Annotated in this window: 23 protein-coding genes and 2 pseudogenes; 12 read left to right on the plus strand and 13 right to left on the minus strand. The window is 68.4% G+C overall.

Going from position 1 to position 26,072, the window contains the following annotated elements; all coding sequences use genetic code 11:
* Positions 1-154: 154 nt before the first annotated feature.
* Positions 155-688, minus strand: a complete 534-nt coding sequence (locus AAFF41_RS02575) for a TetR family transcriptional regulator (protein WP_343323377.1) — start codon at positions 686-688, stop codon at positions 155-157.
* Positions 689-809: 121 nt separating this feature from the next.
* On the opposite strand from AAFF41_RS02575, the gene AAFF41_RS02580 reads away from it, so the two are divergent.
* Positions 810-1,274 carry an SRPBCC family protein gene (locus AAFF41_RS02580; RefSeq protein WP_319752175.1) on the plus strand — a complete coding sequence of 155 codons (465 nt, stop codon included), beginning with the start codon at positions 810-812 and terminating at the stop codon, positions 1,272-1,274.
* A gap of 335 nt (positions 1,275-1,609) precedes the next feature.
* Here AAFF41_RS02580 and AAFF41_RS02585 read toward each other — a convergent pair.
* Positions 1,610-2,127, minus strand: a pseudogene (locus tag AAFF41_RS02585) (TetR/AcrR family transcriptional regulator); the annotation flags it as partial.
* A gap of 171 nt (positions 2,128-2,298) precedes the next feature.
* Between AAFF41_RS02585 and AAFF41_RS02590 the strand changes: the two are divergent.
* A complete protein-coding gene (locus AAFF41_RS02590) occupies positions 2,299-2,547 on the plus strand; it encodes a Rossmann-fold NAD(P)-binding domain-containing protein (RefSeq protein WP_319752174.1) in 249 nt (82 codons plus the stop codon).
* 39 nt (positions 2,548-2,586) lie between these two features.
* Here the strand turns inward: AAFF41_RS02590 and AAFF41_RS02595 are convergent.
* A pseudogene (locus tag AAFF41_RS02595) lies at positions 2,587-3,183 on the minus strand (RNA-guided endonuclease InsQ/TnpB family protein); the annotation flags it as partial.
* A gap of 484 nt (positions 3,184-3,667) precedes the next feature.
* Between AAFF41_RS02595 and AAFF41_RS02600 the strand changes: the two are divergent.
* The 3 genes from AAFF41_RS02600 (at position 3,668) to AAFF41_RS02610 (ending at position 5,201) form a co-directional block, all read left to right on the plus strand.
* Complete coding sequence (locus AAFF41_RS02600; RefSeq protein ID WP_343323378.1) at positions 3,668-4,138, plus strand: hypothetical protein; 471 nt, start codon at positions 3,668-3,670, stop codon at positions 4,136-4,138.
* Between the two features lie 85 nt (positions 4,139-4,223).
* Entirely contained in the window at positions 4,224-4,496 is a 273-nt protein-coding gene (locus tag AAFF41_RS02605; RefSeq protein WP_343323379.1) for a VOC family protein, read from the plus strand.
* Positions 4,497-4,748: 252 nt separating this feature from the next.
* The gene (locus AAFF41_RS02610) at positions 4,749-5,201 is read left to right on the plus strand and encodes a hypothetical protein (protein WP_319752171.1); all 453 of its coding nucleotides are present in this window, start codon (positions 4,749-4,751) and stop codon (positions 5,199-5,201) included.
* A 151-nt stretch (positions 5,202-5,352) separates the two neighbouring features.
* On the opposite strand, the gene AAFF41_RS02620 is transcribed toward AAFF41_RS02610, so the two are convergent.
* Entirely contained in the window at positions 5,353-5,568 is a 216-nt protein-coding gene (locus AAFF41_RS02620) for a hypothetical protein (protein WP_319752170.1), read from the minus strand.
* Complete coding sequence (locus AAFF41_RS02625; protein WP_343323380.1) at positions 5,565-6,434, minus strand: SDR family NAD(P)-dependent oxidoreductase; 870 nt, start codon at positions 6,432-6,434, stop codon at positions 5,565-5,567. The genes AAFF41_RS02620 and AAFF41_RS02625 overlap by 4 nt, the downstream gene beginning before the upstream one ends.
* A gap of 161 nt (positions 6,435-6,595) precedes the next feature.
* Here AAFF41_RS02625 and AAFF41_RS02630 point away from each other — a divergent pair, with 161 nt between their 5' ends.
* Together AAFF41_RS02630 and AAFF41_RS02635 are read left to right on the plus strand one after the other, a co-directional pair.
* On the plus strand, positions 6,596-7,456 hold the full coding sequence (locus AAFF41_RS02630; protein ID WP_456302941.1) for a helix-turn-helix transcriptional regulator: 861 nt from the start codon (positions 6,596-6,598) through the stop codon (positions 7,454-7,456).
* Positions 7,457-7,730: 274 nt separating this feature from the next.
* Positions 7,731-9,902 carry a TerD family protein gene (locus AAFF41_RS02635; protein ID WP_343323381.1) on the plus strand — a complete coding sequence of 724 codons (2,172 nt, stop codon included), beginning with the start codon at positions 7,731-7,733 and terminating at the stop codon, positions 9,900-9,902.
* Positions 9,903-10,642: 740 nt separating this feature from the next.
* Here AAFF41_RS02635 and AAFF41_RS02640 read toward each other — a convergent pair.
* The 5 genes from AAFF41_RS02640 to AAFF41_RS02660 form a co-directional block, all read right to left on the minus strand.
* Positions 10,643-12,397 carry an amylo-alpha-1,6-glucosidase gene (locus tag AAFF41_RS02640; protein WP_343323382.1) on the minus strand — a complete coding sequence of 585 codons (1,755 nt, stop codon included), beginning with the start codon at positions 12,395-12,397 and terminating at the stop codon, positions 10,643-10,645.
* Between the two features lie 50 nt (positions 12,398-12,447).
* Positions 12,448-13,299, minus strand: coding sequence for a carbohydrate ABC transporter permease (locus AAFF41_RS02645; RefSeq protein ID WP_319752164.1), 852 nt, complete (start codon positions 13,297-13,299; stop codon positions 12,448-12,450).
* Positions 13,296-14,276 carry a carbohydrate ABC transporter permease gene (locus tag AAFF41_RS02650; RefSeq protein ID WP_319752163.1) on the minus strand — a complete coding sequence of 327 codons (981 nt, stop codon included), beginning with the start codon at positions 14,274-14,276 and terminating at the stop codon, positions 13,296-13,298. The genes AAFF41_RS02645 and AAFF41_RS02650 overlap by 4 nt, the downstream gene beginning before the upstream one ends.
* Before the next feature lie 20 nt (positions 14,277-14,296).
* Positions 14,297-15,538 carry a sugar ABC transporter substrate-binding protein gene (locus AAFF41_RS02655; protein WP_343323383.1) on the minus strand — a complete coding sequence of 414 codons (1,242 nt, stop codon included), beginning with the start codon at positions 15,536-15,538 and terminating at the stop codon, positions 14,297-14,299.
* A gap of 119 nt (positions 15,539-15,657) precedes the next feature.
* On the minus strand, positions 15,658-16,698 hold the full coding sequence (locus AAFF41_RS02660; protein WP_343323384.1) for a LacI family DNA-binding transcriptional regulator: 1,041 nt from the start codon (positions 16,696-16,698) through the stop codon (positions 15,658-15,660).
* 314 nt (positions 16,699-17,012) lie between these two features.
* Here AAFF41_RS02660 and AAFF41_RS02665 point away from each other — a divergent pair, with 314 nt between their 5' ends.
* Genes AAFF41_RS02665 through AAFF41_RS02675 form a run of 3 tightly spaced genes read left to right on the plus strand, consistent with a single transcriptional unit; the run spans position 17,013 to position 21,246 of the window.
* On the plus strand, positions 17,013-18,689 hold the full coding sequence (locus tag AAFF41_RS02665; protein ID WP_343323385.1) for a hypothetical protein: 1,677 nt from the start codon (positions 17,013-17,015) through the stop codon (positions 18,687-18,689).
* Positions 18,631-19,380 (plus strand): carbohydrate-binding protein, encoded by a 750-nt coding sequence (locus AAFF41_RS02670; protein WP_343323386.1) that lies wholly within the window; start codon positions 18,631-18,633, stop codon positions 19,378-19,380. Before AAFF41_RS02665 ends, AAFF41_RS02670 begins: the two co-directional genes overlap by 59 nt.
* 42 nt (positions 19,381-19,422) lie before the next feature.
* The gene (locus AAFF41_RS02675) at positions 19,423-21,246 is read left to right on the plus strand and encodes an RICIN domain-containing protein (protein WP_319752160.1); all 1,824 of its coding nucleotides are present in this window, start codon (positions 19,423-19,425) and stop codon (positions 21,244-21,246) included.
* 282 nt (positions 21,247-21,528) lie between these two features.
* Here AAFF41_RS02675 and AAFF41_RS02680 read toward each other — a convergent pair whose 3' ends face one another.
* Both AAFF41_RS02680 and AAFF41_RS02685 read right to left on the minus strand, forming a co-directional pair.
* Positions 21,529-22,149: a DUF2269 family protein gene (locus tag AAFF41_RS02680; RefSeq protein ID WP_343323387.1), complete on the minus strand. Its 621-nt coding sequence runs from the start codon at positions 22,147-22,149 to the stop codon at positions 21,529-21,531.
* 251 nt (positions 22,150-22,400) lie between these two features.
* Positions 22,401-23,246 (minus strand): MFS transporter, encoded by an 846-nt coding sequence (locus tag AAFF41_RS02685; RefSeq protein WP_319752158.1) that lies wholly within the window; start codon positions 23,244-23,246, stop codon positions 22,401-22,403.
* Positions 23,247-23,537: 291 nt separating this feature from the next.
* On the opposite strand from AAFF41_RS02685, the gene AAFF41_RS51375 reads away from it, so the two are divergent.
* On the plus strand, positions 23,538-23,774 hold the full coding sequence (locus AAFF41_RS51375; RefSeq protein WP_415925978.1) for a hypothetical protein: 237 nt from the start codon (positions 23,538-23,540) through the stop codon (positions 23,772-23,774).
* Between the two features lie 30 nt (positions 23,775-23,804).
* On the opposite strand, the gene AAFF41_RS02695 is transcribed toward AAFF41_RS51375, so the two are convergent.
* Complete coding sequence (locus tag AAFF41_RS02695; protein ID WP_319752156.1) at positions 23,805-24,431, minus strand: TetR/AcrR family transcriptional regulator; 627 nt, start codon at positions 24,429-24,431, stop codon at positions 23,805-23,807.
* 110 nt (positions 24,432-24,541) lie between these two features.
* On the opposite strand from AAFF41_RS02695, the gene AAFF41_RS02700 reads away from it, so the two are divergent.
* The gene (locus AAFF41_RS02700) at positions 24,542-25,963 is read left to right on the plus strand and encodes an MFS transporter (protein ID WP_343323388.1); all 1,422 of its coding nucleotides are present in this window, start codon (positions 24,542-24,544) and stop codon (positions 25,961-25,963) included.
* Positions 25,964-26,072 lie beyond the last annotated feature (109 nt).

The raw sequence follows: 26,072 nt of genomic DNA on the forward strand, positions 1-26,072 counted from the left end.
GCTCGCCCCTCTCCATCGCCCAGTCCGTACCAGAACTGCCCACCGGCGCGGACTGGAGCTACGAGGTGAAACTCGAAGATTCTCCAGACGCTTCGGAGGTGTCTCGAGAAGCCTGCGAAGCGGGCCCGGCCGCTCGGCTTCATTGGCGACTGCGTCACTTCGAGCCGTAGTACAGCTGGAGGAAGTCCTCCATGGCCGCGTTGACGCCGGCGCGGTCGCCGGTGGCGAGCAGGTCGAGCAGCAGACCGCGGACGGTGGCGAGTCCCAGCCGGGCCCGGTTCCGGGCCACGGCAGGGTCCGCCCCTGCGGCGACCTCGGCGGCCACGAGCGGTTCCAGCCAGTCGTACACGAGCCCTTCGAGGAGCGGGGCAGCCTCGGGGCGGCCCCGCAGCGCGTGCCCGTAGATTTCGAAGAAGAGCCGCTCCTGACCGGCCAGTCGAGGGTCCGTCAGCTGCTGCCAGAGGAGCCGCGCAGCATCGGCGGGTGAGAGACCGGGTTCCAGGCGGAGCCGGGACAGCAGATCACGCTGGCGCTGTTCCGACGTCCGGACGATCTCGACGAGCAGGTGTTCCTTGCTGCCGAAATAGTGGATCAGCATGCGGTGACTGACGCCGATCGCGGCACCCAGACCGCGCAGGCTCAGATCTGTGATGCCGTGTGCCGCGACGTAGTCGACTGCCGCGTTCACCAATTGAGCGCGCCGGTCCCCGTCCGTGCCGGGCACTGCCTCCCCCTCAGGATGTGGGCCGTCCGTATTCACCACGTCACGAGTGTACCAATTGGTACATGCCCTGTGTACCGTGTGGTACATGAAGTCTGTCACCGTGTCGATCGACGTACCGCAGACGCCCGAGCAGGTCTACGACTTCCTCGATGCCATGGCTCACCACGAGCGATTCACCAACCACTACCTGACCGGATGGCGCTACAGCGGCCCCGGCCGGGGCATCGGATCGTGCGCCACGGTCACCGCCGCGCTGGGCGGCGTGAAGACCGACGTCACCATCGAGGTCATCGAGGCCGACCCGCCGCGGCGCATCGTCGAACGGAACGTCAGCGCGGGCGGCCGACGCCTGGCCCAGGGCACCTACACCATCGAACCGCTGCGGACCGGCGGGAGTCACGTGTCGTTCACGTACGCCTGGGCCCGCGTCCCGCTCGCCGACCGTCTGCTGGGACCCGTCGTTCGGGCGACGATACGGCGCGCGAACCGCACGGTCATGCGACGCCTGGCCACCGAGTTGGCTCGCCACGTGTCCGCTGCCGGATCCTGACGTCGGCACATGTCCGTTCTTCTGCCCGACGCAGGACCCGGGGCCCGTGGCGGACTGACGCCCGAGGCGGCACAGCGGAGAGCATCGGTGACAGTCTTCTTGCACCCCTGACGGGTGGACAGCAGATGGCGGGCCCGCCGCCCTGCCGCCGCAGTCGGCGAGGCGGTCGGGAGTGCCGAACACCGTCACGTCTCCGCAGGTCGCGGCCGCGAACTCGGCGCCCAGGATGGGGCTCACACTCGGCAGGCCGGTGATCACTTGAAAGGTGTGACGGTCCCGGAAGGGAGTGACGGTCGCCCTCCAAGGGTGGCCGCAAGACGCACGCCGGGCGGGTCTCAGGAGAGTGGCCAGTTGCGCAGGGCGGCGTCGGCCATTCCTGGAGTTCGTCGCGGTCGACACCGCTCGCGGCTTGTACGGCGATGCCGTAAACAAAGGTGGTGAGGTAGCGGGCCAGTAGCCCCGGATCGGTCCGCGGAGGCAGGTCGCCGTCGTCGACGGCGCGCTGGAACCGCTCCCGGACGCAGGAGTAGCCGTTGTCGCGCCAGGCGACCAGGAGGTCACGGACTTCCTGCCCGGAGTCGCTGGTGGTCAGGGCGCTCTGGACGCCCAGACACCCATGGGGATGGGCCGGGCGGATGGTGGTGCGAACGGTGCCGGCCAGGATTGCGGTGGCGACGCCGAGGGCGGTCGACACCTCCATGGCTCGGGCCAGATATGCGCTCGGGCTTTCGGTGTAGCGCTCCAGGGCCTTGCGGAACAGCTTCTCCTTGTTGCCGAAGGCTGCGTACATGCTGGTGGTGGAGGTGCCCATCGGGTTCGTCAGGCTAGCCGTGCTGGCCCCCTCGTAGCCATGCTACGGACCCACGGCACTCCGGGCCTTCGACACCAACGCGGTGGGAGTCGTGCGTGTCACGGAGGCGGCGCTCCCCCTGCTGCGCAGGTCCTCGAACCCGACCGTGGTCACCGTTTCCAGCAGTGCCGGGTCCTTCCGGGCAGCGCCAATCCGGACCGGCCGGAGTTCAACTTGCCATTGGCGCTCTACTCCGCTTCCAAGTCCGCAGCCACCATGCTCACGGTCCAGTACGCCAAGTCCCAGCCGGGCATCAAGTTCAACGCCGTCGAGCCCGGCACCACCGCGACCGACCTGACCGCGGCATTCGGAATCGGACGGACGCCGGAGGAGAGTGCCAGGGTCGTCGTGCGTCTCGCGATTCTCGACGGGGACGGCCCGACGGGAACCTTCCAGGACGAAAACGGGGAAGTACCCTGGTGACTTGCTCTCCCTGCTGAAGCAGGGAGAGTCTGGCCTTCCTCACCCGGTGCTGTGCCGCTGCGCGGCACGGGTTCCGGTGTGGATTCCGTGGCTTCCTGCTTCTTCGCGCTGCGCCGGAACGAGTCCCGGTCTTACCTGCGCTCGACAGGCTGTCACCGCCAGTCCGGCGGCCTGTCTGACGTTCTTGGCGGCGTTGTGGTCCCTCATGGACCGTGCCGCAGTGCGTGCACGTCCAGGTACGCACGTGCAGGGGTTGGGGCCCGTCCTTGACTCCACAGACCGAGCACACCTGACTGGTGGGCTCGAACCGGCCGACCTTCACAAAGACGCGCCCGTACCGGCCGGCCTTGTACTCCAGCATCGCGAGGAACCGCGCCCGGCCGGCGTCGTGCACGGATTTGCCGAGCCGGGTGCGCGCGAGGGCTTTCACTGCCAGGTCCTCCACCGCGACCGCTTGGCTTTCACGGATCAGGCGGGTGGAGAGCTCTCCGCCCGGCGCAGAAACCGCGGGGAGTCGATCTTCGTCCCGTCCGACAGGACCGCGAAATGGGTCAGGCCCAAATCGATCCCCACAGACGGCAGACCATCGGCATCCGGCATCCGCGCCAGGTCGGCGTCCGGGTCGCTCTCGCACACCCGAACGCCCGCGCCAGCGCAACGCGCCGACCGGACCCCGGGTCGAGACGGAAGACATACCCAACCTGCATGATCCGGACGCCAACACCCACCACCGACAACCCCGACCCCATCAGCCCAACCCAGCCCCACCCGGACACTTCCGCACTGCTGCAGTGCTGCACCGCCGTCATGCGGGCAACACCGGCCCGGACGAAGCATTCCCCGGCTCCACCGGGCGGTGCGGGGCGCTGAGCCTCCGCTAACTTGAAGTCGCAGGTCAAAGAGCTGGTGTGACCGCTAATCAGGGTGCTCACGCTGGTCCGGCGGGGGCTTCGTCGTTTTCTACCGGCCCGCTGCCAGTGGACGGGAGGGAACGGCCAATTCCACGACTGAGAACCGGACAAACAGCGGAAAGTTCGCGCCACGGATCTTGTGTGGCGCCTGTGAACCCATGAGGGTGGTCGGTGGCGCAACACGTGTTCGATTTTTCTTAGGGGGAAAAGTGAAAGCACGTTTTGTCGTTCCGCTTCTCGCGGCGGGGGCCCTACTGGTTCCGGCTGCCACGGCGTCGGCTGCGGCAGCTCCGAGCGGCAGCACGGGAAGGGCCGTCGCGAAGAGCCCTACCGAAGCCGTGTGGTGCACGTTCCAGGGTGAGAAACCGTTCCAGGTCACCCATAACGGCCCGCTGTACGCCCAGGGACATTACACGGGTTGCTCAACTCCGGCACCCGACAAATGCCGGGCCCAGGTCGATCTTCAGCAATACGAGTACGGCGGGTACTGGCGCGCGGTGAAGCACAAGGACAGCGGGTGGACGAACTGCAGCGGGCGCTACACCACTCCGCCGCTCACGTGCGTGCAAGATGGAGAGAAGGAGACGTACAACACTCAGGTGACCCTTCAGGTCGAGTACCACGGACGCTTCAGCGAACCCGGAATCTCAGACACGCACAACACCGTGATCGACTGCTGAAGTCCGTTCACCCGTGACGGCCTGCCGGATTGATTCGGTAGGCCGTTTTCGGCATCGGTCGCACAGATGAAAGAGAGACACTAGCATGCACGTTCATTTTGAAGCAGTAGACCCAGAGAAAATGATCAGGTTCTGGGGCGGCATCCCGGGTTGGGGTGGGTTCAGCGTCGGCGAAGCGGAGTCTCCGGCTGTGCTACCGGTCGTCACCATCCTTGTCGGAACGATCGCCGAACAGGTTCAGACGCTGATCGCCAAGGGCGCCTCTCTGGCGGAACCTCACGATTGTATGCACGCCCTGATGACGGATCCGGAAGGCAACAGGTTTATGGTGGTGCTCGACCCCGATCACGAAGCATGACGTTGTCCAGCGTGGATGTGGCCCGGCGTACGGCACTCGCCCTTCAACGGCGCCGGGTGGACGATCCGGTGTGGGGCGCCTTCACCGTCGCTCCGACGTCGAGGCCGACGGAACCTGCTGGCCAATCCAGGTCGCTTTCTCGGCGGCCGGATGACGCTGGGAGACGGCCTGCACCGCCACGTGAATCAACGACGACGCGAGGGCGCCGACAGCCAGCTCGCTGAGGCCGGGCGGTCTTCTACGATCCAGTGCATGGATCCCGAGCTGCTGGAACGGATCACCGCGCGGCGTGCCGAACTGGACGAACTCGAAGAACAGCTGGCCAAGCAGTTGGCGGAGGTGCGAGCCGAGCGGGACGAACTTGCCGTCGCCGAGCGGGTCCTGGAGCGGGTGAGCGAACAACTCGCCGACGAGCGCGCCTCAGCCGCGCCGATGCCCGGGCAGGTGGGTGGGCGGTCGGTGATGCTGATTCCGCACCGCGAGCCGGACCTGGAGGAGACCATGCTCCCGCCGGACTACCAGCGCATCCTCGCCGCTGTGCGGCAGGCTGCCAGACCCGTCATGGCCCGGCATGTCGGCGAGATGCTGGGAGTCGACGTCAGCGTGCGGGCCAAGCTGGAACCGCTGCGCGGGAGACTGGTCAGACTCGTTGATCGCGGCTGGCTGCGCAAACTGCCCGACGGCCGGTTCACCACCCGCCTGTGACCGGGGACGCTGTCGCCCGGAGAAGTCCGGTGCGAGCGTAACCGCGGTGCGCCCGGCGGACGTTGGAATGGTGTGACGAAAACCAAAGGACGCGCCGAGGACACCAGCCCGCTTGTCTACCAGTGCCGTCTGCCGCTGTCCACGCACACCGTCAACCACCTCGCCGGTCTGCTGCGCCGCCATCTGAAGGCGATACGGTCCAGGTGGCGAATCCTGCCGCCCGGGAGTTCGGGATCACCGGCCATGGCGTGTTCATCCGGATCTCGCCGAGGTCGACGGTCTGTTCCGGATAGCCGTGCGGCACGTAGATCTCGGCATGGTCGAAGGCCTCCAGGTATGCCTTCAGGTAAGCCTCCGGAGAGTTCATCGGGCGACCGCCCCGACCAAGTCGGCGGTCACGTCCCACAGCCGACCGGCCATGGCCGGGTCGAGGCCGGCCTTGCCCTGACGGCGGACCGCCGGGGAGCCCCGGAAGCCGCCGAGGCCGTCCGGCCCGACGTAGGAGTTGCCGGGGACGTCCTGGGTGGCGGCGTAGAGCAGCGACAGCGCTCCGCGCTCCGGGGCGTTGGTGAGGAACGTGAGTCGGTTGATGACGTTCGACCGGGAGTGGGCCGCCAGGGTGGTGCGGGCGATGCCCGGACTGGCGAGCACCGAGCGCACCGGGCTTTGGGCGGCGGTCAGTCGGCGCTGCAGCTCCAGCGAGAACAGGACTACGGCGAGCTTCGACGCCTGGTAGGCCTGCATCCCGTTGTGCTTGCGCGTCCGCCAGTCGAGGTCGTCCAGGTCGATCTTGCCTTGCTTGTGCAGCTCGCTGGTGACGTGGACCACGCGGTCGGTGATGTGGTCGAGCAGCAGGGTGGTCAGCAGAAAGGGGCCGGTGTAGTTCGTGGTGGTCTGTAGATCGAGGCCATCGGGGGTGCGCGCGGCGGGGATGTCCATCACACCGGCGTTGTTGATCAGGATGTCGATGTCGCCGGACCAGGCGTCGGCGAAGGTTCGCACCGAGGTCAGGTCCGACACGTCGAGCGGTCGGATGTCGAAGGTGCCGGGCAGGTCTGCGACGGCGTGGCGAGCCTTCCCTGGGTCGCGTACCCCCAGGACGACGTGGGCACCGGCACGGGCGAGTTCGCGCGCCGTGATCAGGCCGAGGCCACGGCCGGCACCGGTGATCACCACCGTACGGCCGGTCAGGTCCGGGAGGTCGTGCGCTGTCCAACTGGTCATGCTGGTCATGGGACTTGGCTCCGTGGCTCGTGGTTCGCCGTTGTGGGTTCGCGGCGATCGGTGATCGCATCGCCAGTGAACTCGCCGCACCACGGGCGCTGGAAGGACACGCTCAACCACTGACTGGCGGGTCGTGGCTAAGCCGCGCCGGATGGCCAACGATGGGGACCATGGACCATAAGTTCGACCGCTCGTCCCTGGGTGCCTTCCTGCGCACCCGTCGTACGGCGCTGCAACCGGAGGATGTCGGGTTGCGCCGCGGGCAACGCCGACGCGCTTCTGGCCTGCGCCGCGAGGAGGTGGCCGAGCTGTGCACCATGTCCGCCGACTACTTCGCCCGGCTGGAGCGCGGCGACGGGCCGCAGCCGTCGGAGCAGATGGTCGCGGCCATCGCCCGCGGCCTGCGGCTGACCCCCGACGAACGCGATCACCTGTTCCTGCTCGCCGGTTACCGTACCGCCCGCCGTGACCTGCGGCTTCAGCATGTGAGCCCCGGGCTGATGCGGGTCATGGACGGCTTGGCCGGCACCACCGCGCAGGTCATGGGCCCGCTGGGCGAGACGTTGCTGCAGACGTCGTCCGCGGTGGCACTGCTCGGCGAGCAGACCCAGTACACCGGCGAGGCCCGCAGCGCGACGTACCGTTGGTTCACCGATCCGGCCGCCCGTGAGCGGTACCACCCCGAGCAGCATGACGACAACAGCCGGACCAACGCCGCGCTGCTGCGCGCGGCCGTCGCCCGGGACGGGCCCGGGTCTCCGGCGGCGGACCTGGCGGACGTCCTGCTGCGCACGAGCGAGGAGTTCGCCCGGTTGTGGGAGCGCCACGAGGTGGGCCTGCGCTGGAGCGAGACCAAACGGTTCGTCCATCCCCAGGTCGGACAGCTGGACCTCTACTGCCAACTCCTGCTGGAGCCGGACCAGGGCCAGTCGCTGCTCATATTCACCGCCACCCCGGGCACGGAAAGCCACGAGAAACTCGCCCTGCTCACCGTGCTGGGCACCGACCAATTCGCCGCCGACACCCGGTGACGCCTTCCGCGGCGTCGACGAACGTCCAAGCCGTCGCCGGACTGCACTCACACCAGCAGACCGTCCCCCTCTCCGCCGGCCTTCGCACGTGAACTCCGCCGGCGTCACAGGCCTCGACGTGCCACAAGCAACCGTGCTCGAGGTCGTGAGGGCTGTCCCGCAACCGTCGGTCGCAGGAAAGATGATCTCGCTGTGGCCGGGTTGATCACGGCGTCGGAGCGCATGCGAAGAAACTCCTGTGCGTCGGCTCGCACACCTCTGCGATCATCCCCCAATGGCGCACAGTCTCGAATCGCTGGTCATCCGGCACACCCACCGCCTCTCCTCCCCCGAGGGCTCCGCCGGGGAAGGAGCCGCCGCCGCACGGCAGTTCGACGCGGCGCTGGCATCCGTGGGCTTCAAACTCTCGGCGGAACTGCTGGAGCGGCTGTCGGGGCTGTCCGAGGCCGCGGTCGTGCACACCGCCAAGCGGACGCTGCGTACCGTGAGCGAGATGGTGGGCGACCACGCCCGGCACAACGCGTACTTCATCGATTTTCCAGCGAACGTGCCGGACACCGAAGAGTTCTGGATGCAATGTGTGACGAATGCGCTCCGTGACGACACGTCGCGCGAGAACGTTTTGACGCAGCTGGCACACGGGGTGCTGGACCTGCTCAGTCTCCCCACCTACGGCCGCTACCAGCACTCCTACGAGGAAATGCTCGCGGCGCAGGACGAGCTGATCGCCTCGGCGGGCGACCGGGTGACCGTCCTGCACCTCGGGCGGGACCTGGACGACGAACTCACGGACCTGTACCTGGCCTTGGCGGGCAGCACGACGCCATTGGGCGAGGACCACCTGCGCGACCTCAAGGCCCTCGCCGGGCGGTGCGCGCTCGGCCCCCAGCCGGAGTCGATCCCTGTCCGGGAGAACCGGGCGGTCGTCAACGAGGCCCGTCTCGCTGTCGGCGCGGACCTCCTTCTGGACACCGTCATTGATGTGCTGCGGCTGGCCTGCGCACTGTCCGGCGGCGACGTGACGCTGCAGGAGCCGACCCGGTTTCGGGCACTCTCGCGGGCGGCTCGCCGTGCGCTGCTGGCGGGCCTCGATGCCGTGGTCGCGGCGAACCCCGCCAAGCTGGCCGATGTGCACGCGCACCGCGAGCCTTTCAAGCGGCTCGGTGAGCGTCTCCACCCGCACGAGTACCCACGCTGGCCGCACGCCGCCGATGTGTTCGCCGTGGCGCGGGGCGAGAAGGAGGCGCGGTCCTTCGACAGCCGTGTCGAGAAGCTGCTCGACGAGTTCGATGTCCTCGGTGCGGTGCAGCTGCTGGAGTCCGCTCCCGGCAAGCTGTTCCGCTCCATGGACCTCCTGCTGCGTATCGCCGCCGACCAGGCGGAGCGGGACGCGGTGATGGCCGCCGCGGTACGGGTCGCTCCCGAGGTCTCCGGCCGCGTCGTGCTCTCGGTCCGCGAGCACTTCCACAACCGGGAGCGGGAGACCGACCAACCCCGCATCTTCGTCAACCGCCGGGGCCGCGCCTGGGTCGCCCGCGACGTGCGGCCGCCCGTCCCCGCCGCCGACCGTGATCGTCTGATCGCCGCCCTCGACGCCGAGCTGCGCCGCAGGCTCCCGGCGTCGGGCCGGCTGCTGCTCGACCCCGACGTCCTCGACGTGGCGCTCCCGCTCAGCGGCAGGGCGACCGCGGCCGGACTCGGCGTACTGCCGCGGGGCTCGGTCTCGGCGGTCGACGGCGAACAGCTGCGCTTCTTCGTGTACTGGAAGGAGACCGAGAACCGGACAGACTTCGACCTCTCGGCCCTGCTTCTCCACGCCGACTACAGCACCGACTCCTGGCTCTCCTACACCTCCCTCAAGGCTGTAGGGGGCGAGCACTCGGGCGATGTCACCGAGGCGCCCGACGGGGCCTCGGAATTCATCAACCTGTCCCTGGACCGGGTACGCAGCACATTCATCGTTCCGCAGGTCAACATCTTCGCCGGCGAGAGCTTCGAGGAGGTCGAGGAGTCGTTCTTCGGTTTCATGCTGCGCGACGGCGAGCAGAACGGCCGACCGTTCGAGCCGCGCACGGTGCGGATGAAGTCGGAGCTTCGCGGGGTGGGTCGAGTGGCGCTGCCCCTGGTGTTCCGGCGCGAGGACGACGGCCGGTGGCGCGCGAAATGGCTGCACCTGTATCTGAAGGGCATCTCGTCGGCCAACCGGGTCGAGGAGAACCAGGTGTCAGTGTCCAAGGTGGTACGCGCCATCGTAGAGCGCGAACATCTGACGGTGCGGTACCTGATCGACCTGATGTCCGGCGACACCACGACCGTGGACCTGTGGGACGGCGAGCCGGTCCCGGACGTGCCCGTGACGTACATCGGTCTCGAACGTCCCGAGGGCCTGCACCCGGACTCCCGAGTCATCACCCTCGAAAATCTCCGCGACTTGATCCCGGACTGAGTGCTAGCGTTGCCCACGGCGAGGCCATGAAGGGGCTTCCTTCTCAATTCCTGTAACGAAAACAAGTTCTTTCGCTTTCCTCGCCCTTGACGTCGCTCCGGGCGGTGCGCGCGCTCACCGCGTGAACACCGCCCGAGCCGTTATCAGGGCCTGTTCCGCGTGGCCGCGGCCGAAGTGCACGGTGTGCACCAGCGGCGGGAAGAGCGAGAGTGCCGACCACCTCCGCGTCGCCCCGTTGGCCGTCGGCACTGCGATGTCCGCCCGTGTCGCTCTCATGGATCGCCGAGGTGTGCGCCACCGGGAACGGGGCCTTGACCACCCCCGTACCACGGATCGCGTGTCCCGGCTTGCGTGGACGCTTCTGCGTCCGGGGACGTTCTCGACGCACACGTCGTAGTGGGCGCGACAGTTCCTCGCATCAACTCGTCTCGCAGGTCACCCCGCGGAGTCTTCCCGCTGCGGGCTCGACGGCTCTCTGGGCCTTGCGCCCGACCGAGTCGCTCGGGTGTGCCAGGGCCTGAACGATAGGGACCACGGCACCGGCACCGGCGGCGATCCGTGCTCGACCGCGTTCGCCGACCGCTGGCGCCGCAGCGCGGGAACACTACTTCCATGTCCACAGGGGCGTCGCCGAGACGGCGTCGCTGGCCGAACGCGTTCGGCCGGCCGGCCCGCACATGAAGGGGGGCGGGTGCAGGATGCCTGGGGCCGCCCCCGAGCGAACACGCCCATGGCCTCTTTCATCTGCCGTTCTGTATGGGTGTCGTGTTCCGGAGTTCATGGGCTTCGGCGAGGAGGAGGTAGCTGCTGGCGGTCCATGTGTATGCCCGGTCGCGCAGGCCGGTACCGGTCAGGGCGTCGAAGTTCTCCGCGAACCCGTGGGTTTCGCACAGTCCGCGGAAACGGGCGCTGATCTCATCCGCGAGGCGGTGGTGGCCGGCGCGGCGAAGGCCGTCCTCGATGAGGACGGTGGCGGGCGCCCAGATCGGGCCGCGCCAGTAGCCGTCGGGGCGGTAGTGCGGTGAGGTGGGCAGTTCAGAGGCCAGGCCGTACGGGGTGAGGTGTGCCTCGATCCGGACGGCCAGGGCCTTGCCCAGGTTCTCGGGCAGGTGCTCGCCCAGCACGATCGGCATCAGGTCGAGCAGGCTGGAGCTGCTCCAGGTGTCGCCGCTGTCGGCGCCCCGAGCGAGGAACTTCTCTCCTGTCCACAGTTCGTCGAGCATCGCGGTCTGGGTCGCCTCCGCGGCTCGCAACCAGTCACGGGCCGCTACAGGGAGGCCGAGTTCCGTGGCCAGGGCGCCGAGTTCACGCAGTTGGAGGGCGAGGAACGCGGCCAGGTCGGCGGTGACGACCACGCGCTCGGGGTCGAAGGTGGTGGCGTTGTCCCAGCCGCTGTCGTTGCCGTGCTGGTAGTGGGGCAGGTTGGCGCCAGGTGCGCGGCGCGCGGTGAGCCAGAAGTCCGTCCAGCGCCGCAACATGTCGTAGACGGCGGCGAGTTGCGCGCGACTCAGGGGTTCGGAGAGCCGTCGGCGCAGATGGGCCAGGGTCCAGCCGTGGATGGGCGGTTTGACGAAGTTGCGGAGGACTTCCGAGTGGGTCACGGAGTCGGGCAGGGCGCCGCTTTCGTCCTGGTGGTCGAAGGGCAGAGCGAACTGGTTCCAGGCCAGCGCGGGCGCTCCGGGAGCCAGGGCGAGGGCGTTGAAGCAGTGGTCCCAGCTCCAGACCTTGTCCATCCAGTGCTTGGACATCAGCACGGCGGGCCGGTGGACGAGGCCCGCCGGGTCGACGGTGGCCGACCACAGTACGTAGGCGGCGAGTTCGGCGGCCGGGGTGCCGGGCGATCGCCAAGGGGCGACCGCGTCGGTGAAGGCGCCGATGGCCCGCTCCGCCGTGGCCACGACCTCGTCGAACGTCGTCGATGAGCTATACGGCCGGCGTCCACTGTCGAGTTCCTGGACGGCCGCCTCCCAGATGGCGTCGGCCTCCGCGGTGACCGTGAGGCCACGCTCGGCGTCGCCCAGGGACTGGCCGCCGGAGATCTCGCGAACGATGCCGGACAGTACGGTGATCCGGTAGCGGCGGCCGGTCTCGTACGAGGTGAAGACGTGAGCTCCGTCCACCGGATCGCGATAGAAGTACGTGCCGGTGAAGGGCGTCAGCGTCTGCGCCGCTGCGGTGATGCGCAGGCCCGCCTTCTTGCCGCGCAGGCGGACCGTGTCCGGCGACTCGTAGGCGAGGTCGATGTGCCCGCTCTCGTGGGTCCAGCTGAGCTGACTCGGTGTCGCCGTGACGCGGGTCTCGACCCGCTCGCCCGTCGTGGCATCGACGGGGACGAAACGCAGGACGGCGTGCATGCCGTTCTGGTGGGACACGAGGTGGAGATCGTCGGCACGCGTCTTCTCGCCCAGCACGGGCGAGATGCCGAACCAGGAGCCGTGCGTGCTGAACGGTATGTCGTGGATGGAGAAGGCCGGGCCGGATCGGGCGGCGGTCATCAAGCGGTACTCGTTTCTTCGGCAGGGTCACCGGCGCTGAGCGGACGGGGTCAGTCCTTCACCGCTCCGGCACTCACGCCGGCGGCGACGTACCGCTGGGCGAGGACGAGGATGACCGTCGCGGGCAGCGAGGCCACGACGGCGGTGGCCATGATCGCGTTCCACTGCTGGTTGTTGTTGCCGATGTAGTGGTAGATGCCGAGCGTGATCGGTTCGTGTGTGCCGCCGCCCGCGAGGGTGCTGGCGAAGACGAAGTCGGACCAGGACCACAGGAACGCGAACAGGGACACCGTCACGACGGCGTTGCGGCTCATGGGCAGGACGATCGACCAGAAGGTGCGCAGGGGTCCGGCTCCGTCCGTCTTCGCGGCCTGGAGTAGCTCGTCGGGGATGCCGGACATGAACGCGGTGAAGATCAGTACGGCGAACGGGACGGCCAGGGTGGAGTCCGCGACGATCAGCCCGGGCACCGACTGGAGCAGTCCGAGGCTGAGGTAGATGGCGTAGAAGCCCATCGCCATGATGATGCCGGGGATCATCTGGGCGACCAGGAAGAGGAAGCTGAGTACGCCGCCGCCGCGCGGGCGGAGTTTGGCCAGTGCGTAGCCGGCGGGTGCGGCGAGCGCCACCGTCAGTACGACCGTGCCCAGGCCGATGACGAGGCTGGTGCCGAGGTAAGGCAACTGGTCGTCCAGGACGGCCCGGTAACCCTCCAGCGTGCCGTGCACGGGAAACAGGTCGGGCGGGCTCTTGCGCAGGTCCTGGTCGGGGGTGAAGGACGCGTTGAGCATCCAGTAGACCGGGAACAGCATGATCGCGGTGAGGGCGAGGCCGGTTGCGGTCTTCCACCAGGTGGTCCGGCGGGCTCGGCGCGGGCGGAGTGCTGTCGCGATGGTCGTCATGGGGCGTACTGCTTTCGCTGGACCCTGAGATACACCAGGCCGAAGACCAGGGCGGCGACGACGAGCAGGTTGCCGACGGCCGCTCCGGGACCGAAGGCGGGCAGCAGGTTGCCGAAGCCGAGCCGGTAGGACCAGGTGGCGAAGGTGGTGGACGAGTCGGCCGGGCCGCCCTTGGTCATGATCCAGATGATGTCGAAGACCTTGAGCGTGTAGACCAGACCCAGCAGCAGAGTGATGGCGGAGACCGGACGCAGCAGCGGGAAGGTGATGTGCCGGAAACGCCGCCAGGCGTTCGCGCCGTCGAGGGCGGCCGCCTCGTACAGGCTGCCGGGGATCGCTTGCAGGCCGCTGTACAGCACGACCAGGTTGAACGGGATACCGATCCAGACGTTGGCGATGATCACCGAGGCCAGTGACCACGACGGCGACGTCAACCAGTTGACCGGACCGATGCCCACGGCGTGCAGGGCGGCGTTGACCACACCCGAGTCACTGTTCAGCATCCACGACCAGGTGGAGGCCGACACGATCAGCGGCAGCAGCCACGGTACGAGGAACAGGGCGCGCAGGGTGGCGGAGAGCCGGAAGTGCTGGTTGAAGAAGACCGCGAGGGCCAGGCCGATGGCGTACTGGAAGAACAGACAGACGGCGGTGAACACCAGAGTGTGGGTGAGTGCCGGAGCGAAGGTGGGGTCGTCGAAGACGGTGCGGTAGTTGGCGAGGCCGGTGAAGGGGGCGTTGCCCTGGACGAAGGAGCGGACGGTGTAGTGGCGCAGGCTCAGGTCGAGGTTGCGGTACAGCGGATAGGCGTAGAAGAGGCCGAGGTAGAGGGTGACCGGGGCGAGGAAGGCCCAGGCGGCGCACTGCTGGGAGGTGAGACGGCGGCGGGGCGCCGTGCGGGCCGGGGACGGGGCGGCGGCCGCCCCGTTCCGGTCGAGCAGGGGCCCACGGTCCGCCAGATGTGTCGTGTGGTTCATCAACGACCCTTGTGTTCCGCTTACTTGACGGCGTTCTGGGCCGCAGTGAGCGCGCCCTTCGGGGACTTGGACCCGCTGAGGGCCGTCTGAACCGCCTTCCACATCTGCTCCGAGATCTTGGGGTACTTGGTGCCGAGGTCGTCGCTGGTGCGTCCCTTGGCCGCCTTGACCGCCTCGACCCACGGCTTCAATGTGGCGTCGGACGCCACCTGCTTGTCCTGCACCACGCTGGTGGGGGCCACGTAGGACAGGGTGGTGTCGGTGGCATAGAGGTTGTCCGTGCTGGTCAGGCAGGCGACCAGCTTGCGTGTGGTGGCGTAGCGGCCGGTGTCGCCCTGGACGGGGACGGTGACGAACTCACCGCCGGTCGGGGCCGCGGCGTTGCCACCGGAAGAGCCGGGTATCGGGAGCACGCCGTATTCGAATCCGGCCTTCTCGGCGTTGGCGAGCTGCCAGGTCCCGTTCTCGGCGAAGGCGTAGTCGCCGGTGGCGAACTCCTGCCAGCTGGTGGTCTGCGTGTTGTTGAGCACCGAGTTGGGCGCGTAGCCGTTCTTCAGCCAGCCGTTCCAGAGGGACAGCGCCGACTCGCCCTGGGTGGAGTCGAGTTGGGCGAGCTTCGCGCCCGCGCCCCAGAACCACGGCAGGAACTGGAAGCTGCCCTCCTCCGTGCCGATCGCGGAGAAGGTGATGCCCTTCTTGCCCGCCTTCTTGACCTTCTCCAGGGCCGCCGTCAGCGACGGCCAGTCCTTGACCGAAGCAATGTCGACGCCCGCGGCTTTGAGGACCTTCTTGTTGTAGTAGAGGGCAAGGGTGTTGGCGCCGATGGGTGTTCCGTACGTCTTCCCGGCCGACTGGCCTGCCGCGAGGAGGTTGGGGTCGACCTTCGAGGTGTCCACCCTGTTGTCGGCCGTCGTGGTCAGCACCCCCGCCTCCGCCAGGGTCGAGACCACGGGATTGTCGACGATGAGCACGTCCGGGGAGTTGTCCTGCTGGGCCGCCAGCAGCGCCTTGTTCGCCAGGTCGCTGGTGTCGAACGCGGTCCGCTTGATCTTGACGCCCGCCTTGGTGCCGCAGCCGTCGAGCAACTTCGCCCACGCCGAGTCCTTGGCGAACTGCGGGTAGGGGTCCCAGAGGGTGTAGGTGCCTCCGTTCTCCCCTTTCGCGGACGAGCTGCCGCCGGACGAGCATGCGGTGGTACCTGTGGTGAGGGCGACGACGGTCAGGGCCGCGGCGGTGAGCCGCCGTCCGGTGGATCCGTTCATGGCGCGTTCCTTCGTGTTTTCGGCAAGGGCATGCCGAAGCTGCGGGTCGGGAAGCAGCCGGCCGAGCACGGCCGGTGAAGAAGCGGAGCTGTGGACGTGGGAGGGAAAGCGGGTGAAGGTCAGGCGTTCGAGCCGAGCCCGGCATCCGGGTGGGCGTGGGCGGGGCCGGTGCTCGCGCGCAGCGAGATGGGCGGGGCGAGCAGGTGGTGGCGTGGCGCCGCTTCGGGATGGTCCAGCCGCTCGACGAGCAGCTCGACGGCGAGGCGTCCCATCTGCTCCGCGGGCACATCCGCCGCGGTGAGCTGCGGCGTCACCGTCTCCGCCCACCGGCCGGCCACGACCCCGGTGACGGAGAAGTCGCGCGGCACATGGCGGCCCGCCGCGGCCAGACCGCGGTAAATACCCCCCAGCGCGGCCTCGTTGAGCGTGACCAGCGCCGTGGTGGCCGGGTCGTCACGCAGGATCTGCTCCACGCACACGTGGCCGGAGGGGGCGTCGTCGCCGCAGTCGTACGTCCGTGCGGTGAGCCCTCGCTCGGCCGCAGCCTTGGTGAAGCCGTCCAGGCCTCGGTGAGCCGACTCGTAGCCGGCGCGCAGCATGCGCTCGGGCCGGTTCACGAGGGCGATCCGGCGGTGGCCCAGGTCGGCGAGGTGGTCGACACAGGCCGCCGCCAGCGCGGTGTGGTCCAGGCCCACCCACCAGTCGCCGTCCGGCTGTGCGGTGCGGCCGATGCAGACGGCCGGAAAGCTCTCGGCGACGAGGTGATCGATCCGGTCGTCCTGGAGCCTGATCTCCATCAGGATCGCGCCGTCGACCCGCCGCTCGCCCAGCAGCCGCTGGAACGAACGGTCGCTGTCAGCGCCGCTCGGGGAGAGCAGCACGTCGTAGTCGTAGGCCGCCGCGGCCTCCACCACGCTGCCGATGAAGTCGAGTTGCATGCCGGTGTAGTGGGTGCCGGCGGGAGGGAAGACCAGGCCGAGGGTGCTGGTCCGGCCGTTGGCCAGGGCACGGGCGCTGGCGTTGGGCCGGTAGCCCAGTTCGTCGATGACCCGCTGGATCTTCTGCCGGGTGTCGTCGGACACCGGACGCTTACCGCTGAGCGCGTACGAGACGGTGCTCCGGGAGACACCGGCCCGCCGGGCGATCTCACCGATGTTCACGGGACTCCTTATTCGAACCGGTTCGATGGCGAGCCAGTTGTCGAACCGGTTCGCGTGAAGGGAAGTTAGGAGGGGGCGGGTCGCCTGTCAATACTTGGCGCGCAGTTCAGGAAAACAGCGGCCAGTCCGCGTCGGAGGTATTGCTGGCCCATTTCCACCGGTGCTAGCTTCCGGCGAACCGGTTCGATACAGGCCGCCTCATCTGCCCTGCGCCATCCCGAGTCTGACGGCATGACACCAGGCACGCACCCGGCTCGATACCCATCGAACCGGTTCGAATCCCGGACGGCACGGATCACCCCACGGAGACCTCAGTGCGATCGAGACGCAGCAGAAGAAGAGCCGGCGCCGGCGTCATCATCGTCGCGGCCCCACTCGCCGCACCCGCCGTCGGCCCGGCCCGAGCGGCCGAGCCCGAGCAGCTCGCGATCGACCTGGCCGATGACACCGGCGCCTTCCACGGCGGCGCCTCCGGCTCCCTCTACGGTGTCTACGGTGACGGCGTGCCCAGCCGCAACGTCCTCGAGGGCATGCACATCCGCACGGGGTCGACGAAGGCGCAGAACGGACCCCAGCACCCGGGGGCGGACGCCTTGGAGATGCTGCCGCCCTTCGTGGTCTCCGGCGGCGAGGACGTCTACATCTACATGACCGACATCTATCGCGGCTTCCCGTACGAGTGGCCGGGTACCGACGGTCCGGCGCGGCTCGCCGACTTCGAGGCGAAGATCAAGAAGCAGGTCCAGCAGGTCCTGACCATGGGCGACTACAAGAACCATGTCGTCTTCGTCCCCTTCAACGAACCCGAAGGGAACATGTTCGGCACAGGCGGATGGAGCTTCAGCAAGGTCTCCTGGCTGAACGACCCGCAGTACTACTTCGAGGCCTGGAGGGAGGTCTACCACCTCATCAAGGCCCTCGACCCGGACGCCCTCACCGCCGGACCCAACACCAGCGTCCTCTACAACCAGGTCAAGGGCCTCCTTCAGTACGCCAAGGCCAACGACGTCGTCCCCGACGTGATGACCTGGCACGAGCTGTCCAGCCCCGCCCCGATCCGCACGAACGTGGCGAAGTACCGGCAGATGGAGAAGGACGTCGGGGTCGGCCCACTGCCGATCAACGTCAACGAGTGCGGCCACAACTACCACCTCTCCGTGCCCGGCCAGGTGGTCCAATGGGTCTCCGCCATCGAGGAGTCCAAGATCGATGCCGACCTGGCGTACTGGAACATCGACGGCAACCTCAATGATTCCGCCGTCGAGGCCGACAAGGGCAACGGACAGTGGTGGCTGTTCAACGCCTACGGTCAGATGTCCGGCCACACGGTGCAGGTGACCGCCCCGCGCCCCAACCAGCAGTACACCCTCCAGGGCGCCGCCACGCTCGACGAGAGCAAGAAGCAGTCGAGGACCCCCTTCGGCGGCAAGGGCGGCGACGCGGACGTGGTCTTCAAGAACATCGACCCCATCCTGTTCGGCACGACCGTGCACGCCACCGTGCAGGAGGTCCCGTGGACCGGCCAGGTCGGAGACTCGGCCCCACCGCTGCGGCTGGCCGATCAGGAGCTCAAGGTCGGTGCCGATGGCGCTGTCACCCTGCCCATGACCGGCATGAACGAGATGTCGGCGTACCAGGTCATCCTCTCCCCCGGCGGCAACGGCGGTGTACCGGACGCGCCCTCCGTCAGTTGGCGCCGGACCTACGAGGCGCGACACCCGGGTGAAGCTGACCGCGGGCAAGCACCGCATCACGCTCGCCGCGAAGATTCCGGCTCTCGGTGTCACCAAGGGCGACGCCATCGTCGACAAGATGGATCTGTCGCTGCGCGACCGGCCTGTGACCGCGCCCGCGGTCCACGAGGCCGAATACGCCACCCTCTCCGGAACCCGGCCCGGTTACACCTGCCCCGGCACCTCGGGCGCCGGTACCGTGCCACTGGCCAAGCGCGACTCCGCGACCTTCTGGGTCTACTCCCGCACCGACGGTGAAGCAACCGTGTCCGTCGACCACTTGGGCGTCGGCCGCGCGAGTCTCTCCCTCAACGGCGAGAAGCTCGACGTGCCCCAGGTCGGAGGCGGCAGGAAGGGCACCGACCAGGTCCGGATGTTCCTGTCCGGCGGCATCAACAAGATCACCGTCACCGGCGCCTCACATGAACTGGCCCTCGACCCGCCACGGGTCACCCCGTCCAGCGGCACCCTGACGACCAAGGTGTACCAGGCGGAGGACGGCACCGTGACCGGCGCCACCAAGGTGACCGGCGGCTACACCTTCGCCTCCGCCGGCAAGGCGGTCACCGACATGGGCGACGGAAAGGCCAACGCCCTCACCGTCGACGTCACCGCCCGGCACTCCGGTCGGCACGCGGTGACCATCCGGTACTCCAACGGCGAGCAGGCACCCGCGACCCACTACAACCCCGACCCGATCGCCCGGCACACCGACCTCTCGGTCAACGGCGGACCGGCCCGCAGGGTGCTGTTCCCGACGACCTTCCACTTCAACAACTTCTGGGAACTGACCGTCCCGGTGACGCTGAAAAGGGGCACGAACCGCCTGTCTTTCACCGCGGCGGAACTGCCCGACTTCAACGGCGTCACCTACAACCAGTACGACCAGCGGTCCCCGTACACGCCGGTCATCGACCGGATCGCCGTCACCCCGCTCGCCGTGAAGTAGCGGGCGACGGTCCCTCCCCCTCCCCCGACGAAAGAGCCGCACATGCGCCTGCGTTCACCACGCCCACTTTCCACAGCCGCCGTCCTGCTGGCGACTCTGGCTGCGAGCCTGCTGCCCGCCACCGCCTCACATGCCGCCGACACGAGCGTCACCGTGGATTTCGCCACCTCCGGAGGCGCCCCGACGTACCACGCCTCCGGCACGATCTACGGAATGGCCCCGGACGGCTCACTGCCCCAGGACCACTTCTTCCAGGACATCAAGTGGCACTTCATGCGAGCCGGCGGCGCCCAGCTCAACGGCGGCGGCTACGCCACCAGCCTCGCCGACTACCAGACCCGCTGGAACTCCACCCTCGCCCAGTACAGGCGGACGGTTGCCCTGGGCGGCACCTTCGTCCTGCTCCCGCACGACCTGTGGGGCGCCGACGGCACCACCAGCCAGGGCTGGCCCGGCGACAGCGGCAGCTGGACGCAGTTCGACCACTTCGTCACTCAGCTCATCAGTGACGTCAAAGCCAACAACATGACCGTCCAGTGGGACCTGTGGAACGAGCCCGACGGCAGCAACTTCTGGGGCGCCTCGCAGAGCCAGTACCTGCAGATGTGGTCCCGGTTCTACGCCAAAGTACGGGCCGCCTTCCCCAACCAGATGATCGTCGGACCCAGCACCGCGAGCCAGCCCAACGCCTCCAACACCTGGTGGACGGCCTACCTGTCCTACGTCAAGGCCAACAACGTCGCCCCGGACATCTACAGCTGGCACGACGAACCGGGCGACCCGGTCACCGACGTCGGCCGCGCCGACTCGACCCTCACCGCGGCGGGACTGACGAACTCCCGGCCGTACCAGATCAACGAGTACGCCACGCTGTCCATGCAGTCCCCGGGCGGCGGCGCCTGGTTCATCGGGCGCCTGGAACGGGCCGGCGCCGACGGCCTGCGCGGCAACTGGGGCGGGGGCACGAACCTGCACGACTACGAGGCCAACCTGCTCACCAAGAACAGCGCCGGCCAGTACGTGCCGCTCGGCGAGTGGTTCATGTACCGCTACTACGGCTCGCAGAACGGCAACGTCGTCAGCCTGATCCCCGGCACCGGAACCGACGGCCTGGCGACCAAGGACAACACCGCCAAGAACGCCAAGATCCTCCTCGGCAGCAACGGGAACACCGGCACCGTCACCGTCAACCTCACCGGCCTCAACACCACGTCGGTCGTGGAGAGCGGCAAGGTCCGCGCGGTTCTCCAGCGCGTCCCCTACAACAACGGGGCCGCGGTGACCGGACCGGAGACCATCTCCGACACCACCCTGACGGTGAGCAACAACTCCACATCGGTGAGCGTTCCCTGGTCGAACGCCAAGGACGGTTACACCATCACCCTGCTGCCACCGTCCAACACCACCATCTCCACGGTCGCCGTCGGCCAGAACAGCGGCCAGTGCCTCGACGACACCGACCTCAGCACCGCCAACGGCACCCAGTACCAGCAGTACTACTGCGAGGGCGGCTACCAGCAGATGCTCGACCTCAAACCGGTTGCCGGCCGGACGAGCACGTACACGATCGTCAACGAGCTCAGCGGCAAGTGCCTGGATGTCTCAGGCGCCTCTACGCTCGACGGCGCCGCCGTCGACCAGTACACCTGCAACGGCCAGACCAACCAGATGTTCACCCTCAGCCCCGTCACCGCACTCGGCAACAGCCACGACTACCAACTCGTGGCCGTGCACAGCGGAAAGTGCGTCGATGTCTCCAACGTCTCGACCCAGCCGCGGGCCCTGATCCACCAGTGGACCTGCGATGCCGCGAGCACCCTCGGCACCAAGAAGAACCAGATCTGGCGTCTGCAGGGCAAGGGCTGAGCCTCCGCCCTCTACTCTCCGTCAATGGGCGAGTAGAGGGCGATACCTCGCCGGACGCCGTCGGCAGCCGACAAAGATCAGAGGGGTGTCGGCCAAGCCGGTGAGGAAGCCGTTCACCGAAGCCGTCGGGCGGAGGGACCCACTCGGTCCACAAACGGGTATTACGGCTCTGCCGTTCCAAGAAGGCGTCAATAAGGTCAGCGACGAAGCCTGCGGCTGGAGTCGCAGGCCGGCGCACCGTCTCACCGACGCGGACGACGCCGGCGGTCATGCGCACCCCTGTCAGCACCACGCTGTCCTCGGCTTCTTGTGCCTTCGGATGCGTGGTCGCGGAGGCCGCGGGGCGCGACGACACCGATGCACGACCGCGTCAACAGTGATGGGCAGAGCGCGGGGTTCGCTGCGGTGGCTGAGCCGTGATGCGCCTGCTGTCGAGCCCGGGCGAACGATCATCAGGACCACCACGATCAGCCAGGCGAGGGCGAGCAGGCCGGTGATCATCGACAGGCGGGGCAGCCGGGCGATCAGGGGCTCCGCGGCGGCCGACGCCTGTTCGGGCTTGTCGAGCTGGGTGACCACGTCGTCCTGGGTGCCGAGCACCACGATGCCCAGCAGTACGGCGGCCACCGCTGTCAGAGCCCTGGAGACGATGAGCCGCGTGCTGCCCATCACACCCATCACCTCGGCGGTGCCGATACCGAAGGCCGGGACCGAGACGCCGGCCACGGCGTAGACCCGGCAGATCCGGTGCAGCAGCCGGACCGAACCCTTGGCCGGCTGCCGCTCCGGGCCGGCGGCCAGTGCCTGGCGCGCAAAACGCGGGAACAAGCTCCCCGCAATGGTGACCCGTCCGATGAGCAGGATCGCCGCCAGTACGTGGATGCTGAGCAGGAGTTTGGCCATGGCGGTGTCTCCTTTTCGCACGCACGCCGCCGCGGGGCGTCAGGCGCACGGTTTCAGTCGGGCTTGAAGTGGCCCGACGGTTGATCACGGCGTCGCCCGGGGGTCCGGCAGTCCGTCTGACCGGTGCTCAGTTCGCGGGCGGTGGGTGCCGGTGTTGATGGCTGTGCTCAGCGATCAGCACCGGCTGTTTGAGGGACGTTGTTCGGCCGAAGGTTCTGTGGCCGCCTCGCACCGTCCCGTTGACGTGGTGCTTATGCCTCGGCGGATGTCCGAGGACTGTGAACCTTGTGGCGGACGAACAGCAGTGCAGGCACGGCCATGACGATCAGTACGACTCCGCCTATGACGTTGCCCAAGTGCACGGCGTCGGTGAACGCCTTCGGTACCGCCGTTCCCACCGCGCGAGCAAGGGATGCGGGGAGGTCCGTCGCGCCGCCGCCGTGTGGTGCGCCCTCCACGATCCTGTCCGCCCGCGGCGAGGGGATGCCTGCCTCGACGAGACGGTCATGCAGGTTCCGGGGGAAGCGACTGGTGACGACCGTTCCGAGCACGCTGGGGCCGAGTACGGTTCCCAGTTGACGAGCCATGTTCACCGCTGCTGCCGCCATGCCCTCCTGCTGCGGCGGCACACTGTTGACCGCGGCAGCCGTCGAAGGCGCCGTCAACAGGCCCGCGCCGATGGCCGCCACAGACACCACACCCGCGACAGCCATGACGGCCATCGTGACCAGCCATGCGTGCCGATAGGTCTTCAGGGAGGCTCCGCCGGAGGCGGTGCCGAGCATGGCGCCCAGGATGCTGATGCCGACGACCGAGCCGATCTGAGTCGACATGGTCACGATCGCGCTGCCGGTAGCGGCCTGCTCGGGGCGCAGACCGACCGTCGCGGAGGAGACAACGGTCGGGAGCGTCAAGCCGGCGCCGAACCCGAAGAGCAGCCGGCACGGGAGGACCCCGGAGGCGTAGTTCGGGTCGTTGTGCAGCAGAACGGCGAAGAGAAGGATGCCGGCAGAGGCGATCGCACTGCCGACCGCCGCGATGACACCGGCCGGGATCCGGAATCGACGCTGGAGGGTTTCACTGGCGGTAGCAGCCACCGCGAAGCCGATCGGTCCGGGAGGACTGGCGCATCCGGTTTTGATGGCGGAGTAGTGCCAGTGGTTCTGCAGCCAGAGGATCGTCGACAGCAGGAGGCCGGCGAACGAGGCCAGTTGCCGGCGAGGTTCGCCGAGGCGAAGATCCGGTCACGGAAGAGAGACAGGTGAACTACAGGCACCTGCTGCCGCAACGAGCGGAACAGAAACGCCAGCAACCCGACGACTGGCGTCGACCACGATCCGCAGGCCAACGAACGAGTCCGACAGGCCCTCAGGAGAATCGAGGGCTCATTGCCCGAGTGCGTTCAGGCTGCACAGCGCCATGGGGACCTCGAATCCGAGGCGTACGCCTCCGAAATCAGCCAACTGCTCATGGCCGTCAATCGCGGCGGGGAAGTGATGGCCGAGGCCGGGCTCGACACAGCCGCGCTGGAGCGCGTTGCCGATCAGGCATTCGAAGGACTCCCTCTCACGGCACGGGCCCGGTCCCATCAGACGCCCCGACCAGTCGCCTCCAACGCTCCCTGAACGCTGCTTGCCAGAGGGTCCGCAGTACGGTCAGCGCTCTGCGGCGAATGACTCGATGTAGGCCAGGACCCCGTACAGCGCGTCACGCAGGGGTGTGGACTCACCGGCCGCCTGGTCCAGTAGTGCTCCTCCCTGGAATGCGGCGGCGAGCAGGTGGGCGAGCGCGGCCGGGTCGGCCTCCGGCCGCAACACGCCGCGCTCGCGCATCTTGCTCAGGCCGCGCTTGAACAGCTCCTGCCACCGCCCGAAGCCGTCTGCCACCGCGCCCCGGTGAGAGGGCTCGGTCTTGACGACCTCAGCGGCCAGCGAGCCGAACGTGCAGCCGCCGCGCAGCATGTCCTGCGATGCGACGTACATGTCGGCCCACCGGTACAGGGCGGCGAAGCTGTCCAGTTCACCCAGCTCGGGCGCCTGGTGGCGGGCGACGATGCTGTCGGCCTGCCAGGCGAGCACCGCGCGCACCAGGGACTCCTTGGTGGGGAAGTGGCGTGTCAGCTGCGAGCCGCTGACCCCGGCGGCCTCCCGGATCTGCTCGTTGTTGGTGTTCTGCGCGCCGTGTTCGTACATCAGCTCGGCGGCCGCCCTGACGATTCGTTCGCGTGTGGCCAGGCCCTTGGCGGTCAGCTTCCGACCCGTCGCTTCGCTGGTGGTGGTCATGGTGGCCATCGTACCGTAAAAAGGGGCTTGACAACCCATTCTGCGAGGTGTCTCCTGGAGACAGACCTAAAAAGGGCTGTCAAGCCCATTCCTCTGGGAAGGCAGACGGGATGTCCACACAGGCTCCACCGCAGGCGGTCGCCACGACACCGCGAACCGCCCCGGCCCCGGCCGCCACCGAGGCGGGTCACCCGCGCCGATGGAGCATCATGGCGGTGCTGGGAGCCGTCGCCTTCATGGCACAGCTCGACTTCTTCGTCGTCAACGTCGCCCTCGACGGAATCGGGCACTCGTTCCCGGACACCAGCGTCGCGAGCGTGTCGTGGATTCTGTCGGCCTACGCGATCGTCTTCGCCGCCATGCTCGTGCCCGCGGGCCGGATCGCGGACCACTGGGGGCGCAAGAAGATGCTGCTGTCCGGAGTGGCACTCTTCACCCTCACTTCCGCCGTCGCGGGCGCCGCACCCAGCCTCGGCGTGCTGGTCGGCGCCCGGGCGCTCCAGGCCGTCGGCGCGGCGATGATCGTGCCGACCTCGCTCGGCCTGCTCTATCCGAGCTTCCCCAAGCGCCAGCACACCCTGGTGGTCGGCCTGTGGGCGGGCGTGGGCGCGATCGCGGCCTCTGCGGGCCCACCCGTCGGCGGTCTGCTCGTCACCCTCGACTGGCGGTGGATCTTCCTGATCAACGTTCCCGTCGGCATCGCCACCCTCGTCGCCGGCGCGCTGCTGCTGCCCGAGGTACGTCAGCCCAAAGGTGCCGCCGTGCCGGACGCGGCTTCCGCCCTCGCACTGTTGCTTGCCGTGAGCCTGCTGGTGCTCGCCACCGTCCAGGGGCCGGGATGGGGCTGGACGGACCTCCGCACCGTGGCCCTGTTCGCCGCAGCCGCCCTGGCCGCTGCCGCGACCATCGAGCGCACCCTCCGCGCCAAGGCGCCGGTGATCGAGAAACAGCTGTTCGCCGACAGGCCGTTCACCGCCGCCACCGCGGCCCTCTTCCTGTTCTCCGCCGGCTTCGCCATCGTCCTGCTCAGCACCGCCCTGTTCATGCAGGAGGTCTGGCACTTCAGCCCGCAGCGCGCCGGCGTCTCCATCGCCCCGGCCCCCCTGACCTCGATCGCCTTCGCGATGAACGCCGGCCCCATCCAGCACCGCTTCGGACGCACCGCCCCCGCCGTGACCGGCACGCTGGCCATGGCACTCGCCGCCGGCTACTGGCTCACGGCCGTGCACACCACCCCCGACTACTGGGGCGGCATGTTCCCGGGCCTGATCCTGGTCGGCCTGGCCGGCGGTCTGACCCAGGCGCCGCTGTTCGCCGCCGCCGGCACCCTCGCACCCGAACGCGCCACCACCGGCAGCGCCGTACTCAACATGAGCCGGCAGATCGGCAGCGCCGTGGGCGTGGCCCTGCTCGTCGCCCTCACCCCCCAGGCCACGACCACCGGATTCGGCCACGCCTGGTCCGTCCAGGCCGGGGCCGGAATCGCCGCCGCCGCCGCGCTGCTCGCCCTCCGGCCCCGCCACACACCCTGACCACGCGGCCTCGGCCACTCGGACCGGGCCCGCAACCACAGCCCCCTGCAGGGCGGGCGTCGCACCGCCTCCCACTCATCTTCTGCGGCGCCCGCTCGAAGGACTGACG

This window comes from Streptomyces mirabilis (assembly GCF_039503195.1).
GTDB lineage: Bacteria > Actinomycetota > Actinomycetes > Streptomycetales > Streptomycetaceae > Streptomyces > Streptomyces mirabilis_D.

What these genes read in the sequence shown, in the direction of transcription:
- AAFF41_RS02580 (WP_319752175.1), top strand. Translation starts at nt 810, where the DNA reads ATGAAGTCTGTCACCGTGTCGATCGACGTACCGCAGACGCCCGAGCAG.
- AAFF41_RS02605 (WP_343323379.1), top strand. Translation starts at nt 4,224, where the DNA reads ATGCACGTTCATTTTGAAGCAGTAGACCCAGAGAAAATGATCAGGTTC.
- AAFF41_RS02610 (WP_319752171.1), top strand. Translation starts at nt 4,749, where the DNA reads ATGGATCCCGAGCTGCTGGAACGGATCACCGCGCGGCGTGCCGAACTG.
- AAFF41_RS02620 (WP_319752170.1), bottom strand. Translation starts at nt 5,568, where the DNA reads ATGAACTCTCCGGAGGCTTACCTGAAGGCATACCTGGAGGCCTTCGAC.
- AAFF41_RS02625 (WP_343323380.1), bottom strand. Translation starts at nt 6,434, where the DNA reads ATGACCAGCATGACCAGTTGGACAGCGCACGACCTCCCGGACCTGACC.
- AAFF41_RS02630 (WP_456302941.1), top strand. Translation starts at nt 6,596, where the DNA reads ATGGACCATAAGTTCGACCGCTCGTCCCTGGGTGCCTTCCTGCGCACC.
- AAFF41_RS02635 (WP_343323381.1), top strand. Translation starts at nt 7,731, where the DNA reads ATGGCGCACAGTCTCGAATCGCTGGTCATCCGGCACACCCACCGCCTC.
- AAFF41_RS02640 (WP_343323382.1), bottom strand. Translation starts at nt 12,397, where the DNA reads ATGACCGCCGCCCGATCCGGCCCGGCCTTCTCCATCCACGACATACCG.
- AAFF41_RS02645 (WP_319752164.1), bottom strand. Translation starts at nt 13,299, where the DNA reads ATGACGACCATCGCGACAGCACTCCGCCCGCGCCGAGCCCGCCGGACC.
- AAFF41_RS02650 (WP_319752163.1), bottom strand. Translation starts at nt 14,276, where the DNA reads ATGAACCACACGACACATCTGGCGGACCGTGGGCCCCTGCTCGACCGG.
- AAFF41_RS02655 (WP_343323383.1), bottom strand. Translation starts at nt 15,538, where the DNA reads ATGAACGGATCCACCGGACGGCGGCTCACCGCCGCGGCCCTGACCGTC.
- AAFF41_RS02675 (WP_319752160.1), top strand. Translation starts at nt 19,423, where the DNA reads ATGCGCCTGCGTTCACCACGCCCACTTTCCACAGCCGCCGTCCTGCTG.
- AAFF41_RS02680 (WP_343323387.1), bottom strand. Translation starts at nt 22,149, where the DNA reads ATGGCCAAACTCCTGCTCAGCATCCACGTACTGGCGGCGATCCTGCTC.
- AAFF41_RS02695 (WP_319752156.1), bottom strand. Translation starts at nt 24,431, where the DNA reads ATGACCACCACCAGCGAAGCGACGGGTCGGAAGCTGACCGCCAAGGGC.
- AAFF41_RS02700 (WP_343323388.1), top strand. Translation starts at nt 24,542, where the DNA reads ATGTCCACACAGGCTCCACCGCAGGCGGTCGCCACGACACCGCGAACC.